The 13,783-nt window shown below is 73.3% G+C and carries 13 protein-coding genes; 10 read left to right on the top strand and 3 right to left on the bottom strand.

The annotated features are described in order from the left end of the window. The first annotated feature begins 8 nt into the window (after window positions 1–8). The 6 genes from AB0E62_RS08015 (at window position 9) to mscL (ending at window position 6,101) form a co-directional block, all read left to right on the top strand. Entirely contained in the window at window positions 9–1,505 is a 1,497-nt protein-coding gene (locus tag AB0E62_RS08015) for a potassium/proton antiporter (protein ID WP_362190133.1), read from the top strand. Window positions 1,506–1,887: 382 nt separating this feature from the next. Next, on the top strand, window positions 1,888–3,186 hold the full coding sequence (locus AB0E62_RS08010) for an MFS transporter (RefSeq protein ID WP_362189744.1): 1,299 nt from the start codon (window positions 1,888–1,890) through the stop codon (window positions 3,184–3,186). 67 nt (window positions 3,187–3,253) lie between these two features. Beyond that, window positions 3,254–3,559, top strand: coding sequence for an FmdB family zinc ribbon protein (locus AB0E62_RS08005; protein ID WP_362189741.1), 306 nt, complete (start codon window positions 3,254–3,256; stop codon window positions 3,557–3,559). Window positions 3,560–3,677: 118 nt separating this feature from the next. Further along, window positions 3,678–4,511 (top strand): S-methyl-5'-thioadenosine phosphorylase, encoded by an 834-nt coding sequence (locus AB0E62_RS08000; RefSeq protein ID WP_362189738.1) that lies wholly within the window; start codon window positions 3,678–3,680, stop codon window positions 4,509–4,511. Between the two features lie 354 nt (window positions 4,512–4,865). Continuing rightward, window positions 4,866–5,486: a hypothetical protein gene (locus AB0E62_RS07995; RefSeq protein WP_362189735.1), complete on the top strand. Its 621-nt coding sequence runs from the start codon at window positions 4,866–4,868 to the stop codon at window positions 5,484–5,486. 138 nt (window positions 5,487–5,624) lie between these two features. Beyond that, a complete protein-coding gene (gene mscL, locus AB0E62_RS07990; protein WP_362189732.1) occupies window positions 5,625–6,101 on the top strand; it encodes a large conductance mechanosensitive channel protein MscL in 477 nt (158 codons plus the stop codon). 61 nt (window positions 6,102–6,162) lie between these two features. On the opposite strand, the gene AB0E62_RS07985 is transcribed toward mscL, so the two are convergent. Next, the gene (locus AB0E62_RS07985; RefSeq protein ID WP_362189729.1) at window positions 6,163–6,357 is read right to left on the bottom strand and encodes a hypothetical protein; all 195 of its coding nucleotides are present in this window, start codon (window positions 6,355–6,357) and stop codon (window positions 6,163–6,165) included. Window positions 6,358–6,496: 139 nt separating this feature from the next. Between AB0E62_RS07985 and AB0E62_RS07980 the strand changes: the two genes are divergently transcribed. The 4 genes from AB0E62_RS07980 to AB0E62_RS07965 all read left to right on the top strand — a co-directional run bounded on the left by AB0E62_RS07980 (window position 6,497) and on the right by AB0E62_RS07965 (window position 11,052). Next, window positions 6,497–7,735: a low temperature requirement protein A gene (locus AB0E62_RS07980; protein ID WP_362189726.1), complete on the top strand. Its 1,239-nt coding sequence runs from the start codon at window positions 6,497–6,499 to the stop codon at window positions 7,733–7,735. 36 nt (window positions 7,736–7,771) lie between these two features. Next, window positions 7,772–8,797, top strand: coding sequence for a P1 family peptidase (locus AB0E62_RS07975; RefSeq protein WP_362189723.1), 1,026 nt, complete (start codon window positions 7,772–7,774; stop codon window positions 8,795–8,797). Window positions 8,798–8,933: 136 nt separating this feature from the next. Next, complete coding sequence (locus AB0E62_RS07970) at window positions 8,934–10,148, top strand: Ig-like domain-containing protein (RefSeq protein ID WP_362189720.1); 1,215 nt, start codon at window positions 8,934–8,936, stop codon at window positions 10,146–10,148. Between the two features lie 157 nt (window positions 10,149–10,305). Then, a complete protein-coding gene (locus AB0E62_RS07965; protein ID WP_362189718.1) occupies window positions 10,306–11,052 on the top strand; it encodes a DUF6227 family protein in 747 nt (248 codons plus the stop codon). A gap of 53 nt (window positions 11,053–11,105) precedes the next feature. Here AB0E62_RS07965 and AB0E62_RS07960 read toward each other — a convergent pair whose 3' ends face one another. Next, window positions 11,106–11,381 (bottom strand): hypothetical protein, encoded by a 276-nt coding sequence (locus AB0E62_RS07960; RefSeq protein WP_362189716.1) that lies wholly within the window; start codon window positions 11,379–11,381, stop codon window positions 11,106–11,108. Between the two features lie 147 nt (window positions 11,382–11,528). Next, the gene (locus AB0E62_RS07955) at window positions 11,529–13,706 is read right to left on the bottom strand and encodes a fructose-specific PTS transporter subunit EIIC (protein WP_362189714.1); all 2,178 of its coding nucleotides are present in this window, start codon (window positions 13,704–13,706) and stop codon (window positions 11,529–11,531) included. Between the last annotated feature and the right edge of the window lie 77 nt (window positions 13,707–13,783).

Genomic DNA, 13,783 nt, shown 5'->3' with positions numbered 1-13,783 from the left:
AACGCCCGCTGACTGTTCACCACCTCAACCAGCTCCTGCTCGTCTGCTCCGCCGTCCTGCTCGTCGCCGTCGCGGCCGTCCGGATCTCCTCCCGCAGCGGGCTCCCCAGCCTGCTCGTCTACCTGGCCATCGGCGTCCTCATGGGCCAGGACGGCATCGGCGGCATCCACTTCGACAGCGCCGAGGTGACCCAGGTCATGGGGTACGCGGCCCTGGTCGTGATCCTGGCCGAGGGCGGCCTGGGCACGAAGTGGAAGGAGGTCCGGCCGGTCCTGTCGTCCGCCTCCGTGCTCGCGACGGCGGGCGTCGCGATCAGCGTCGGGGTCACCGCGGCGGGCGCGCACTACCTGGTGGGGCTGGAATGGCGGCAGGCGCTCATCATCGGCGCGGTGGTGTCGTCGACGGACGCGGCGGCGGTCTTCTCGGTCCTGCGCAGAATTCCCCTCCCCGCGCGCGTGACAGGCACGCTGGAGGCGGAGTCCGGCTTCAACGACGCCCCGGTGGTCATCCTGGTCGTCGCCTTCTCCACGGCTGGCCCGGTCGAGCACTGGTACGTGCTGCTCGGCGAGATAGTCCTGGAACTGGCCATCGGCGCGGCCATCGGGATCGCCGTCGGCTGGTTCGGGTCCTGGGGGCTCCGGCACGTGGCGCTGCCGGCGTCCGGCCTCTACCCGATCGCCGTGTTCGCCATCGCCCTCACCGCGTACGCCGCCGGCGCCCTGGGGCACGGCAGCGGTTTCCTCGCCGTCTACCTGGCCTCGATGATGCTCGGCAACGCGCGCCTGCCGCACTGGCCGGCCACCCGCGGGTTCGCCGAGGGGCTCGGCTGGATCGCCCAGATCGGCATGTTCGTCGTCCTCGGCCTGCTGGTCACCCCGCACGAGCTGGGCGACGACATCTGGCCCGCCGTGATCATCGGGCTGGTCCTGACCATGGTGGCCCGCCCGCTGAGCGTCCTGGGCAGCCTGACGCCGTTCCGGGTGCCGTGGCGGGAGCAGGCGCTGATGTCGTGGGCGGGGCTGCGCGGCGCCGTGCCCATCATCCTGGCCACCATCCCCATGGTGAACGGCGTCGACGCCAGCCGCCGCATCTTCAACATCGTCTTCGTGCTGGTCGTCGTCTACACCCTGGTCCAGGGGCCGACCCTGCCCTGGCTGGCGCGCCTGCTGCGGCTGGGCGAGCAGGGCGAGGCGTCCGACCTCGGCATCGAGTCGGCGCCCCTGGAGCGGCTGCGCGGGCACCTGCTGTCCGTCACCGTCCCCGAGGGCTCGCGGATGCACGGCGTGGAGGTCAGCGAGCTGCGGCTGCCGCCGGGCGCGGCGGTCACGCTGGTCGTCCGCGAAGAAGAATCGTTTGTGCCGCTGCCCACGACGGTGCTGCGACGCGGCGACGAGCTGCTGGTCGTCGCCACCGACCCGGTCCGCGACGCGGCGGAACGGCGGCTGCGCGCCGTCGCCCACGGCGGCAAGCTGGCGGGATGGCTGGGTACGGACGGCTCGCGCTGAGCGACGCGCGCCCCCTGGCGTCCTCTTGCCCTGGAATCCCAGGCGGCCGCCCAGGATGATGCCCGTGGAATCCCAGGCGGCCGTCCAGGTGGTGCCCCATGGATTCCCAGGTGCCCGCCCGAGGCGTGCCCCATGGAATCCCAGGTGGCCGCCCGGATGGTGCTCGTTTTCACAGACGCGCAAGCGGTGCTCCCTGTACGATTGCGGCGCACCCTGATCGAACCAACTCTGCCTGACGCAGAGCTGGCGCGACCGTATGGCGGCCGGGTCGCCCCCACCCGAGTGGGCACCGGCATCTACCGCAGTCCGCGCAAGAGGACAGCTCTCGGCGCCCGGCCCGCACGGGATCCGCGCGCTACCAGGCGGCAGAAAGGCACGGGCCGTGGGATCCACGGTCACCACCACCGAACCGGAGAAGACCTCGCCGGCGTCCTCCCGCCCCGGATACGGACAGCTGCTGCGTACCCGCGGCGCCTGGACGTTCCTGCTGCCCGGCTTCGCGGCGCGCCAGCCGTTCGCGATGCTCACCATCTCCATCGTGCTGCTCGTCCAGCACACCACCGGCTCCTACGGCGCCGCGGGTGCCGCCGCCGCGGCCACCGGCGTCTCCATGGCGCTGTTCGCGCCCTACAGCGGCCGGCTGGCCGACCGCTACGGCCAGCGCGCGGTCCTGGTGCCCGGCGTGCTGATCCACACGGTCTCCGGCCTCTCCCTCACCGCGCTCGCGCTGGCGCACGCCCCGCTGTGGGCGCTGTTCGTCGCGGCCGTCCCGACCGGTGCGTCGGTGCCGCAGGTCGGCCCCATGGTGCGGGCGCGCTGGGGGGTCAAGCTCCAGGGCTCGCCCCTGATGACCACCGCGGCGGCCTTCGAGTCGGTCACCGACGAGCTGACGTTCGTCTTCGGTCCCCTCTTGGCGACCGCGCTGTGCACCGCCGTGACCCCGGCCGCCGGTCTGGTCACGGAGGGCGCGCTGACCCTCGTCGGCGGTCTCCTCTTCGCCGCCCAGAGGAGCACGCAGCCGCCGGTGTCCCAGGAGAGCGGGCACGCGCGCGTGCGGCACACCTCGGCCCTGCGCGTCCCGGGCGTGCGCGTGCTGGCCGTGACCTTCCTGGGCATCGGGTCGGTCTTCGGCGGCATGCAGGTCTCGCTCGCGGCCTTCACGGAGTCGATCGGCGAGCCCGGCATGAACGGCGTCCTGTACGGCGTCTTCGCCGCCGGCAACATGCTGTCCGGCATCGTCTGCGGCGCCATCGCCTGGAAGGCCGCCCCCCAGAAGCGTCTGCTGATCGGTTACACGGCACTCGCCGTGGCGGCGTCCGCGCTGTGGACGGCGCACTCCGTGCCGCTGCTCGCCGCGCTCGGCCTGCTGGTCGGCATGTGCATCGCCCCGTCCCTGATCACCGGCTACACCCTGGTCGAGGGCCTGGTTCCGGCCGGCGCCCGCACCGAGGCCTTCACCTGGCTGACCGGCGCGGTCGCGCTCGGCCAGGCCGCCGCCGTGACGGTCGCGGGACAGCTGGAGGACCGGCTGTGGGACGGCGCCGGGTTCCTGGTGCCCCTCGGCGGCACCGTGCTCGCGCTGATCACCCTGGTGGCCCTGCGTTCGCGGCTGGCCGCGCCGGACCGGAACCGCACCGTGGCACGTGGCGTGGGTCACCGCGCCCCGGTAGCGGTGGACTGATCCCGGGGAATGCGTCACTATGGACCGTCGTTAGCACTCATTGAGTGAGAGTGCCAGGAGGAAGACAGTGCCGACCTACCAGTACCAGTGCACCGAGTGCGGCGAGGGCCTCGAGGCGGTGCAGAAGTTCACCGACGACGCCCTGACCGAGTGCCCGAGCTGCAAGGGGCGCCTGAAGAAGGTGTTCTCCGCGGTCGGCATCGTCTTCAAGGGCTCCGGGTTCTACCGCAACGACTCCCGCGGCTCCACGTCGAGCAGCAGCCCGGCGGCGAAGTCCGACTCGAAGACGTCCTCGTCGTCGTCCTCTTCGACGTCGTCCGCCTCGTCTTCGTCGTCGTCCTCGTCGAGCTCGGCCGGCAGCTCCGCCGCCTGAGGTCTCCCGTCCCTGACCCTGCCGTCGCCCGACGGCGGGGTCTTCGGCGTCCCGGTACCGGCTCCGCCGTCCACGCACCGGCTGCCCCGCGGTTCGGGGTCCCGCTAGTGTGCTGGGCATGGCGAACGCAGAGATCGGCGTAATCGGCGGCTCGGGCTTCTACTCCTTCCTGGACGACGTCACCGAGATCCAGGTGGACACCCCTTACGGAGCGCCCAGCGACTCCCTCTTCCTCGGCGAGGTCGCCGGCCGGCGGGTCGCCTTCCTGCCCCGGCACGGCCGCGGCCACCACCTGCCGCCGCACCGCATCAACTACCGCGCCAACCTCTGGGCGCTGCGTTCGGTCGGTGTCCGGCAGGTCCTCGGCCCGTGCGCGGTGGGCGGGCTGCGCCCCGAGTACGGCCCGGGCACCCTGCTGGTCCCGGACCAGCTGGTGGACCGTACGAAGTCGAGGGCGCAGACCTACTTCGACGGGCTGCCGCTGCCCGACGGCACCGTGCCGAACGTGGTCCACGTGTCCATGGCCGACCCCTACTGCCCCACCGGCCGGGCCGTGGCGCTGAAGGCGGCCCGCGGCCGGGACTGGGAGCCGGTGGACGGCGGCACGCTGGTCGTGGTGGAGGGGCCGCGCTTCTCGACGCGCGCCGAGTCCGTGTGGCACCAGGCTCAGGGCTGGTCGGTGGTGGGCATGACCGGCCACCCCGAAGCGGCGCTCGCCCGGGAACTGGAACTCTGCTACACCTCGCTGACCCTGGTCACCGACCTGGACGCGGGCGCCGAGACCGGCGAGGGTGTCTCGCACGAGGAGGTCCTGCGGGTCTTCTCGGCCAACGTCGACCGCCTGCGGGGCGTCCTGTTCGACGCGGTGGCGGCCCTGCCGGACACCGACGCCCGGGACTGCCTGTGCGTGAACGCCCTCGGCGGGATGGACCCGGGGTTCGCACTGCCGTAGGGCGGGGCGCGGGAGGACTGGGGCGCGGGACTTGGGGTGCCGGGGCCTGGGGTGCCGGGGCCTGGGGCCGGCCGGGGTTCGCCGGCGGCGGGGGCTTGGCTGCTGTGGGCGTGCGAGCCGGGGCACTGAGCTGGACTGTCCCGGCCCGGGCTGACTGGGCTGAGCTGGGCCGGGGTGCCGGGACGCCGCTTGGCCGCGTCGGCGTGGGCGCCGTGGGCGCCGTGGGCGGAATCTCTCGTTCGGGTGAGCGAGTTGTCCACAAGCCGTTCGTCGTCCACCGGTCCCGGCGGGATCCGGCGCGAGCCGTCATCGTGGCAGCGCAAGCCGAAATCCCTCGCCGCAGGCGGTGATCCCATGCCCTCGCCCGTACCTCCGCTGTCCCCGCCCCCGCCCCCGCCCCCGTACTCCCCGCTCCCGCTGCCTCCCCGGCCGCAGCCGCCCGCCCGGTCCTCCTTCCCGCCTCCCTTCCGGCTGCCGCGCCCGCTGGGCACGGACGCCCCGGCCACCTGTGAGGTGCCCCCCTTCGAACCGGTGCGGGTGCGCGGCGGCCGGTATCGGCACCGCGGGCGTGCCCTGGCCGTCGGCCTCGCGGTGACCGCGGCGGCGCTGGTGGCCGCGGGCCCGGGGGCCGGACCGGCGCCGCACGGCCCGCAGCGACCCCGCGGACACCCGGTCGCCGCCCCGCAACGACCGCACCGGGCGGTGGAGTCGGTGACGGCCCCGGTGCGGATCGCCGACGCCGCCACGGTGCGGCTGCTGCGGCCCGGCGACCGCGTCGACGTCATCGCCGCCCAGGACCCCACCGCCGGCGGCGCCCGGGTGCTCGCGCGCGGCGTGCGGGTGACGAGGGTGCCCGAGCCGCCGGACGGCGCCGCCGAGAGCGGGGCCCTGGTCGTGCTGTCGGTCCCCCGGGCCATGGCCGCCCGGCTGGTCGGCGTGAGCGCCACCACGCGCCTGGCGGTGACACTGTGCTGAACCAAAGCGCGGTGCCCGTCGGCGTCTTCCTGTCAAGTCGCTCGATCGAGTTACCGAAGTGGACACCGGGGCCGCACCCTGCCGTAGGTTGCGGAGCGTTTCGTTCCACACCCTGTGCATGCGAGGAGAGTCCCCGAGGTGAGCGCGAAGAAGGAACCGAGCGTCTGGCAGGGCTTCAAGGCCTTCCTGATGCGCGGCAACGTCGTCGATCTGGCAGTCGCGGTGGTCATCGGCGCGGCCTTCACCAACATCGTCAACTCGGTGGTGAAGGGGGTCATCAACCCGCTGGTCGGCGCGATCGGCACGCAGAACCTCGACCACTACAGCTCCTGCCTGAAGGACCCGTGCAAGGTGGCCCCGGACGGCACGGTCCAAAGCGGTGTGCCGATCCTGTGGGGCTCGGTCCTGGGCGCCACGCTCACCTTCGTGATCACCGCGGCGGTGGTCTACTTCCTGATGGTCCTGCCCATGTCGAAGTACCTGGCCCGGCAGGCGGACCGGAAGGCGGCGCGCGAGGGCACCAAGGAGGTCGTGGAGGTGAGCGAGCTGGAGGTGCTCAAGGAGATCCGCGACGCCCTGGTCGCCCAGCGCGGCTCGGGTCACGACGAGCGTTAGCGCCCCCTCGGCGGCAGCGGCCCGCTCAGAGATGGTGGGGCAGTCAGAGGTGGTGGGGCACTCAGAGGTGGTGGGGCGGCTTTTCGTCCAGGAAGCGCCTGAGGTCGGCGGCGCTGTCGCCGTCGCCCCGCTCGCCCCACCCGCGGTCGGTGTCGTCCGAGGACTGCTGGTCCAGCGGGTCGTCGAAGACCAGCGCGGGCTTCGGAGCGCGCGGCTCGGACTCGGGCTCGGGAGCGGGTTCGGGGGCGGTGCTCATGCCTCCAGGGTACGGCTCCCGTACCGACGTACCGGCGGGGTGCCCGCCCGCGGTGCCGGACGACCGGCCCACCCCTTGTGAACACATGAACAAGATCGTGAACAGGATTTCGCGGCCGGTTTCTGCTGTCCTGGGGATCATGACATCGAGTTCCGTTCCCCCGCCCACCCCCTCCGGCGCACCACAGCACCCGGTCCCCCTGCGACGGCTCACCGCGCGCGGGCGGGGCGAGGCACACCGCGTCGCCTCCCCGCTGGAGCTGTTCTTCGACCTGTGCTTCGTCGTGGCGGTCGCGCAGGCGGGCGTCCAGCTGGTGCACGCCGTCGCCGGAGGACACGCGGGCACCGGGATCCTGGACTACGCGATGGCGTTCTACGCGATCTGGTGGGCCTGGATGAACTTCACCTGGTTCGCCTCGGCGTACGACAACGACGACGTGCTCTACCGGCTCGTCACCCTGGTGCAGATCGCCGGCGTGCTGGTCCTGGCGGCCGGTGTCTCCCGGGCCTTCGGGCACCACGACTTCCTGCTGGTCTGGGTCGGCTATGTGATCATGCGGCTGGCGATGGTCTGGCAGTGGCTGAGAGCCGCGCGGTCGGCCGAGGGCGCGGAGCGGACCATGGCCGTGCGGTACGCGGGCGGTGTGCTGCTGTGCCAGGTGGGCTGGCTCGGACTGGTGGTACTGCCGGAGCCGGCGCGCCCCTGGGTGTTCCTGGTGATGGCGCTCGCGGAACTGTGCGTGCCGCTGTACGCCGAGCGGAACCGGCGGTCCGCGTGGCACCCGCACCACATCGCCGAGCGGTACGGACTGTTCACGATCATCGTGCTCGGCGAGACGATCGCCGCGGCCACGGTCGCCGTGAAGTCGGCCATGGCCGAGCACAGTGCGCCGGCCGAGCTGCTGCCCATCGCGGCGGGCGGGCTGCTGGTCGTCTTCTCGGCGTGGTGGATCTACTTCGTCGTGCCCATCCACGGTCATCTGCGCTCCAGCAGACGGGCGTTCGTCTGGGGCTACGGCCACTACCTGGTGTTCGCCTCGGCGGCGGCCGTCGGCGCGGGGCTGGAGGTGGCCGTGGAGCAGGCGACCGGCAAGGCGCACATCTCCACGCTGGCCGCGTCGGCGGCCGTCACCCTCCCGACGGCGCTGTATCTGCTGACGGTGTGGGCGCTGCACTCCCGGCATTTCAAGGTGGGTCTGGCCCAGCAACTGGTGCTGCCGGTCACGGCCCTGCTGGTGATCTGCTGCACGTTCCTGGGCGACTGGGCGGTGCTCGCGGCGGGAGCGGTGTCCGCGGCCGCGGTGGCGACCGGGGTGGTGCTGACGGCGCGCACGGCCGCCCGGGAAGGCCGGCCGGGCGCCACCGCACCGGCCGGCTGAGCCCCCGGGCGGGGTTCCTCCGACAGACTGGCGTCCATGACAGCTGACGCATTGACGGATGTCGCCGGACTGCGGGTGGGCCATGCCACCCGGACCGGCGACGGCTGGCTCACCGGGACGACGGTGGTCCTCGCGCCCGAGGGCGGTGCCGTCGCCGCCGTGGACGTGCGCGGCGGCGGGCCCGGCACCAAGGAGACCGACGCGCTCGACCCGCGCAACGTGGTCCGGAGGGTCGACGCCGTGGTGCTGACCGGGGGCAGCGCGTACGGGCTCGACGCGGCGTCCGGGGTGATGGCCTGGCTGGAGGAGCGGGGCCGCGGGGTGCCCGTGGGCCCGGATCCGGCGCATGTGGTGCCGGTGGTGCCCGCCGCGTGCGTCTTCGACCTGGGGCGCGGCGGGGACTTCCAGGCCCGCCCGGACGCGGCGACGGGCCGGGCGGCGGTGGAGGCCGCGGCGGCGAGCGCACCGGGCGCGCGGGTGCCACAGGGGTGCGTGGGCGCCGGCACGGGTGCCGTCGCCGGGCTGCTCAAGGGCGGCGTGGGCACCGCGAGCACGGTCCTCGGCTCGGGGATCACCGTGGCGGCACTGGCCGTCGTCAACGCGGCGGGAGCGGTGCTGGATCCGGAGACGGGGGTGCTGTACGGGGAGCTGTTCCAGGGGCGGGTGGCGTACCCGGACGAGCGGGTGCACGAGGCGGCGCGGCGGCGCCTGGCCGAGGCCGCCGCGGGCAACGCGCCGCCGCCCCTCAACACGACGCTGGCGGTGGTCGCGACGGACGCCGCGCTGACCAAGGCGCAGGCACAGAAGCTGGCCGGCACGGCGCACGACGGGATCGCCAGGGCGGTGCGGCCGGTGCACCTCCTGCACGACGGGGACACGGTGTTCGCGCTGGCGACCGGCGACCGCCCGCTGGACACGCACCCGTTGGCGCTGAACGACGTCCTGGCGGCCGGCGCGGACCTGGTGACGCGGGCGATCGTCCGGGGGGTGCGGGCCGCCGGGACGGTCGACGGTCCCGGCGGAGTGTGGCCGTCGTACGCGGAGTTGTACGGGAAGGAGTGACGCGGGGGGCTGGATTGTCGCGGTTCTGTCACGTGATGGCGTCAGCGGGGACGGGCGGGAACCTTCTCCGGCACCCGCGCACTCTTCCCCCACGACCGCAACGGATCCCGCACATCACACGAACCTGGAGCAGCCCGTGACAACGCCGGACATTGCAGCGCGGCGCGCACTGGGGGCCTGTGCCGCCCTGATGGTCGGCGCCCTCACCCTGACCGCCTGCGGCGGCAGCGCCAACGCCAAGAACGACGACAAGGGCGGTGACTCCCCCAAGACGTCGACGGCGAAGATCGCGATATCGGCCAAGGACGGTTCGACCGGGGCGTCCATCAACGCCACCGGAGTGAAGGTCAGCGACGGCAGGCTGACCGAGGTGAAGATGACCGTGGCGGGCTCGGGGCAGGCCGTGCCCGGGGCGATATCGGCGGACGGGCACACCTGGAAGCCGAAGCAGCAGCTGGAGCGCGCGACGAAGTACGAGATCAACGCGACCGCCAAGGACGCCGACGGCCGCACGGCCGCGGCGAACTCCATCTTCACCACCGTCAGCCCGGCGAACAGCTTCATCGGCACCTACACGCCGGACAACGGCGCGACGGTCGGGGTGGGCATGCCGGTGTCGTTCACCTTCGACAAGTCGATCAGCGACAAGAAGGCCGTGCAGTCGCACATCACGGTCAACACCAGCAGCGGCCAGCAGGTGGCCGGGCACTGGTTCGGGGACCGGCGGCTGGACTTCCGGCCGCAGGAGTACTGGAAGGCCGGCTCCAAGGTCACGATGAACATCGACCTGGACGGCGTGCAGGGCGCGCAGGGCGTCTACGGCGTGCAGAAGAAGACGGTCTCCTTCACCGTCGGGCGGTCGCAGGTCTCCACGGTCGACGTCAACACGCAGACCATGACGGTCGTGCGGGACGGGCAGACCCTCAAGTCGGTGCCGATCTCGGCGGGCAGCCCGGAGCACACCACGTACAACGGGCAGATGGTGATCTCCGAGAAGTTCACGCAGACCCGTATGAACGGCTCGACGGTCGGCTTCGGCGGGGAGTACGACATACCGGACGTGCCGCACGCGATGCGGCTGACGACGTCGGGGACGTTCATCCACGGCAACTACTGGTACAACAAGGGCAACCCGCCGTTCGGCCGGACGGGCACCAGCCACGGCTGCGTGGGTCTCGCGGACGTGCAGGGCGCCCAGGGCGCCACGACGGCCAAGTGGTTCTTCGACAACTCGCTCGTCGGGGACGTCGTGATCGTGAAGAACTCCCCGGACACCACGGTCTCCCCCGACAACGGCCTCAACGGCTGGAACATGTCGTGGAGCGCCTGGACCGCGGGAAGTGCCGCCTGACCGGCGGTTCTTGACTCAGCGGCGGGCCGCGCGGGAACTCTTCGCGCGGCCCGCGCGTTTTCCCGGCGTACGTTTTCCCGGTTCCCGGGCACGATGTCCGACCGAGGGGCTACGGTATGCACCCACAAGGTGACATGCAGCAACGCCGGGAGAAGCCTTGAGCGTTCCGTACGAGACCGAAGCGTACGAACCAGCCGAGTCGCCCGAGTCTCCGGAGGAGCATCTCGCGCGACTCCTCGGCCGTGCCCTGAACTCCTTCGAGCTGCCGGACGAGGTGATACTGCTGCTGGACCGCGCGCTGGCGCACGACAGTTCGCTGCACTCCGCCTACCACAGCTCGGGGCTGCACCGGGAGACGTACCGGCACACCTGGCTGCTCGCCGACGGCTCGGCGGTCACGTTGTGGGAGCTGGTGCACAACCCCACCCCGGGCAGCGCGCCGGAGCACGAGGTGTATCTGGACGAGGAGGAGCTGCGGACCGCCACGGCGCGGCTCGGGCTGCCGCCGGACACCGAGGAGGCGGAACTGCCCGCGCTGATGCGACTGTGGGCGGTCCCCGAGCCCCGGCACGTGTTCGCGCCGGACGACTCGGCGGACCACGCGCGCCGGCTGCTGCGCCGCGCGGAGAACCCCGACCGTCCCGGCGCCGACACGGCGGCGCTGCTGGCGACGGCGACCGCGCACGAGATCACCCAGGCGTTCGGCCGCCCGGGGCGGGCCGGCCGCACGGGTCTGAGCTACGCGCTGTACGAACACGCCTTCCTGCTGCCGGACGGCACCGAGGTCTCCCTCTGGGAGGTGGAGCACACGGCGACGCCTGACGGGCGGCACATGTGCGAGGTGTACATGTCGCGGGAGGCGGCCCGGGAGGCGATGGAGCGGCGCGCGGCACGGCAGGGGTGACGCGGGCGGCCCCGGTGTCCGCCGGGCGCGGGCAGGCCGGACGGCCCTGAGGGTCAGCCGTTGGCGAGGTGCCGTACCAGCCCGGCGAAGGCGTCCTGTTCGGCGGGGGTCAGCTCGACGGACTCCCTCGGCGGGCCGACCCGGGTCTGGCGCGGCACGGCGGGCAGCGGCAGGGCGGGCAGCGGCACGGTGCGGCGCCGGGCGCCGGCCGCCCCGGCGCCGAGGCCCGCGCGGCGCAGCAGGCGCAGCAGGACGCCGGCCCACACGACGGCCGCCACCGCGAGGACGGTCACGCCGATCAGCTGGAGAGTCGGGGCGTGCTCAGGCATACACCCAGTACACACCACGGTCCGGGACTTCGAGCCCGGACCGTGATGTATCTCGCAGGTGCCGTGAACAACTCACAGCGGAGCAAAGGGACAAGACGCCGTGAAGGGCCGGGACCGGGGTCGGGGCCAGGGCCGGGGCTACGGCGGTCAGGCGGCCACCGGCTGTTCGGTGCCCTCCGGCGTTCCGGCCGGGTGGTCGGCGGGGCCGGTGGTCCCGGACCCGGTGACCGGCCCGCGCATTCCCTTCAGCAGGACCACCAGGGCCGCGCTGACGCACACCCCGGCCGCGACGGCCACCAGGTACAGCAGCGGGCTGCCGATCAGCGGGACCACGAAGACGCCGCCGTGCGGGGCGCGCAGGGTGGCGCCGAAGGCCATCGACAGGGCGCCGGTGAGCGCGCCGCCCGCCATCGCGGACGGGATGACCCGCAGCGGGTCGGCCGCCGCGAACGGGATCGCCCCCTCGGAGATGAAGGACGCGCCGAGCACCCAGGCGGCCTTGCCGTTCTCGCGCTCGGCCGGGGTGAACAGCCGGCCGCGCACGGTGGTGGCCAGGGCCATCGCCAGCGGCGGGACCATGCCGGCCGCCATCACCGCCGCCATGATCCGCATCGCCGAGTCGCTGGGGTCGGCGACGGCGATGCCGGCGGTGGCGAAGGCGTAGGCGACCTTGTTGACCGGTCCGCCCAGGTCGAAGCACATCATCAGGCCGAGCAGGGCGCCGAGCAGCACGGCGTGGGTGCCGGTGAGCCCGCTCAGCCAGTCGGTGAGGCCCTTCTGCGCGGAGGCGACCGGCTTGCCGATCACGACCAGCATCAGGAAGCCGGTGACCGCCGAGGAGAGCAGCGGGATCACCACCACCGGCATGATGCCGCGCAGCACCGGCGGGATCCGCACCCGCTGGATCGCCCTCACCACCCCACCGGCGAGGAGACCGGCCGCCAGGCCGCCGAGGAAGCCCGCGCCCGCGTCCAGCGCTATCGCGCCGCCGACGAAGCCGGGGACGAGGCCGGGCCGGTCGGCCATGCCGTAGGCGATGTAGCCGGCCAGGACCGGGACGAGGAACGTGAAGGCGACGCCGCCGATCTGGAAGAGCAGCGCGCCCCAGCTGTCGGCCCGGGTCCACAGGAAGTGGTCCATGACCGACGGCGCCTTGTCGACGTGCCAGCCGCCGACCGCGAAGCCGAGGGCGATGAGGAGACCGCCGGCGGCGACGAACGGGACCATGTAGCTGACGCCGGACATCAGCCAGGTGCGGAGCTTGGTGCCGTACCCCTCGGTGGCGTCACCCGCGCGCTCGACCGGTGTGCCCGCCGGGGCGTGCGCCGGAGTGCTCACCTCGCCGCGCGCCGCCTTCTCGCGGACCTCGGCGATGAGTTCGGCGGGGCGGTTGATGCCCGCCTTCACGCCCACGTCGACGGTGGGTTTGCCCGCGAAACGGTCCTTGTCGCGTACGGGGACGTCGTGGGCGAGGATCACGCCGTCCGCCGCCTCGATCACCGCCGGGTCCAGCCGGGTGAAACCGGCCGACCCCTGCGTCTCGACGGCCAGCTCGACACCCGCCTCCCGGCCGGCGTTCTCCAGGGACTCGGCCGCCATGTACGTGTGGGCGATGCCGGTGGGACAGGAGGTGACGGCCACGACCCGGAAGGGCCGGGGCCCGCCGGAACCGGGAGCGGTGGGGGCGGCTGCGGCCGCTGTGGCCGCTGCGGCGGAGGGCGCGTCGGACCCGTCGGCACGCTCCACGCCCGTACGGGCCGTGCTGCCCGCTGTGGCTCCGGCGGAGGCCGCCGCCGGAGCCACAGCGGTGTCTTCAGGGGCACTCGGGGTGTTCTCGGGGGCGGTGGCAGGAGCGGCCGCCCGTGCCTCGGGCCGGGCCGGCGGCTCGTCGCCGCGGATCAGTGCCGCCGCCGTCTCGGTGTCGTCCGCTGCCCGGAGCGCGGCCGTGAACTCGGCGTTCATCAGCTTGCGGGCGAGGGAGGAGAGGATCGTGAGGTGGGCGTCGTCGGCACCGGCGGGCGCCGCGATCAGGAAGACCAGGTCGGCCGGGCCGTCCGTCGCGCCGAAGTCGATGCCGGCGGTGCTGCGGCCGAAGGCGAGGGTGGGCTCGGTGACATGGACGCTGCGGCAGTGCGGGATGCCGATGCCGCCCTCGAGCCCGGTCGGCAGCTGAGCCTCGCGGGCGGCCACGTCGGCGAGGAACCCCTCCAGGTCGGTCACCCGGCCCCGGGCCACCATGCGTGCGGCGAGGGCGCGGGCCGCCGCCTCCTTGGTGTCGGCGGACAGGTCGAGGTCGACCAGGTCCGCGCTGATCATGTCGCTCATCGCGGGCTCCTCTGCGCGCGGGCCGCCCGGGGGCCGGGGCGGGCGGGGGTGGGGACGGGGGTGCGGTGAGGGGATGG

It is taken from the genome of Streptomyces sp. NPDC038707, assembly GCF_040636485.1.
Classification (GTDB): domain Bacteria; phylum Actinomycetota; class Actinomycetes; order Streptomycetales; family Streptomycetaceae; genus Streptomyces.
This window is presented reverse-complemented; position numbering and strand designations above follow the sequence as displayed.

Bases quoted from the DNA above. Each gene is read 5' to 3' on its own strand.
- AB0E62_RS08000 (WP_362189738.1), top strand. From the start codon at position 3,678: ATGGCGAACGCAGAGATCGGCGTAATCGGCGGCTCGGGCTTCTACTCC.
- AB0E62_RS07995 (WP_362189735.1), top strand. From the start codon at position 4,866: ATGCCCTCGCCCGTACCTCCGCTGTCCCCGCCCCCGCCCCCGCCCCCG.
- AB0E62_RS07985 (WP_362189729.1), bottom strand. From the start codon at position 6,357: ATGAGCACCGCCCCCGAACCCGCTCCCGAGCCCGAGTCCGAGCCGCGC.
- AB0E62_RS07980 (WP_362189726.1), top strand. From the start codon at position 6,497: ATGACATCGAGTTCCGTTCCCCCGCCCACCCCCTCCGGCGCACCACAG.
- AB0E62_RS07975 (WP_362189723.1), top strand. From the start codon at position 7,772: ATGACAGCTGACGCATTGACGGATGTCGCCGGACTGCGGGTGGGCCAT.
- AB0E62_RS07960 (WP_362189716.1), bottom strand. From the start codon at position 11,381: ATGCCTGAGCACGCCCCGACTCTCCAGCTGATCGGCGTGACCGTCCTC.
- AB0E62_RS07955 (WP_362189714.1), bottom strand. From the start codon at position 13,706: ATGAGCGACATGATCAGCGCGGACCTGGTCGACCTCGACCTGTCCGCC.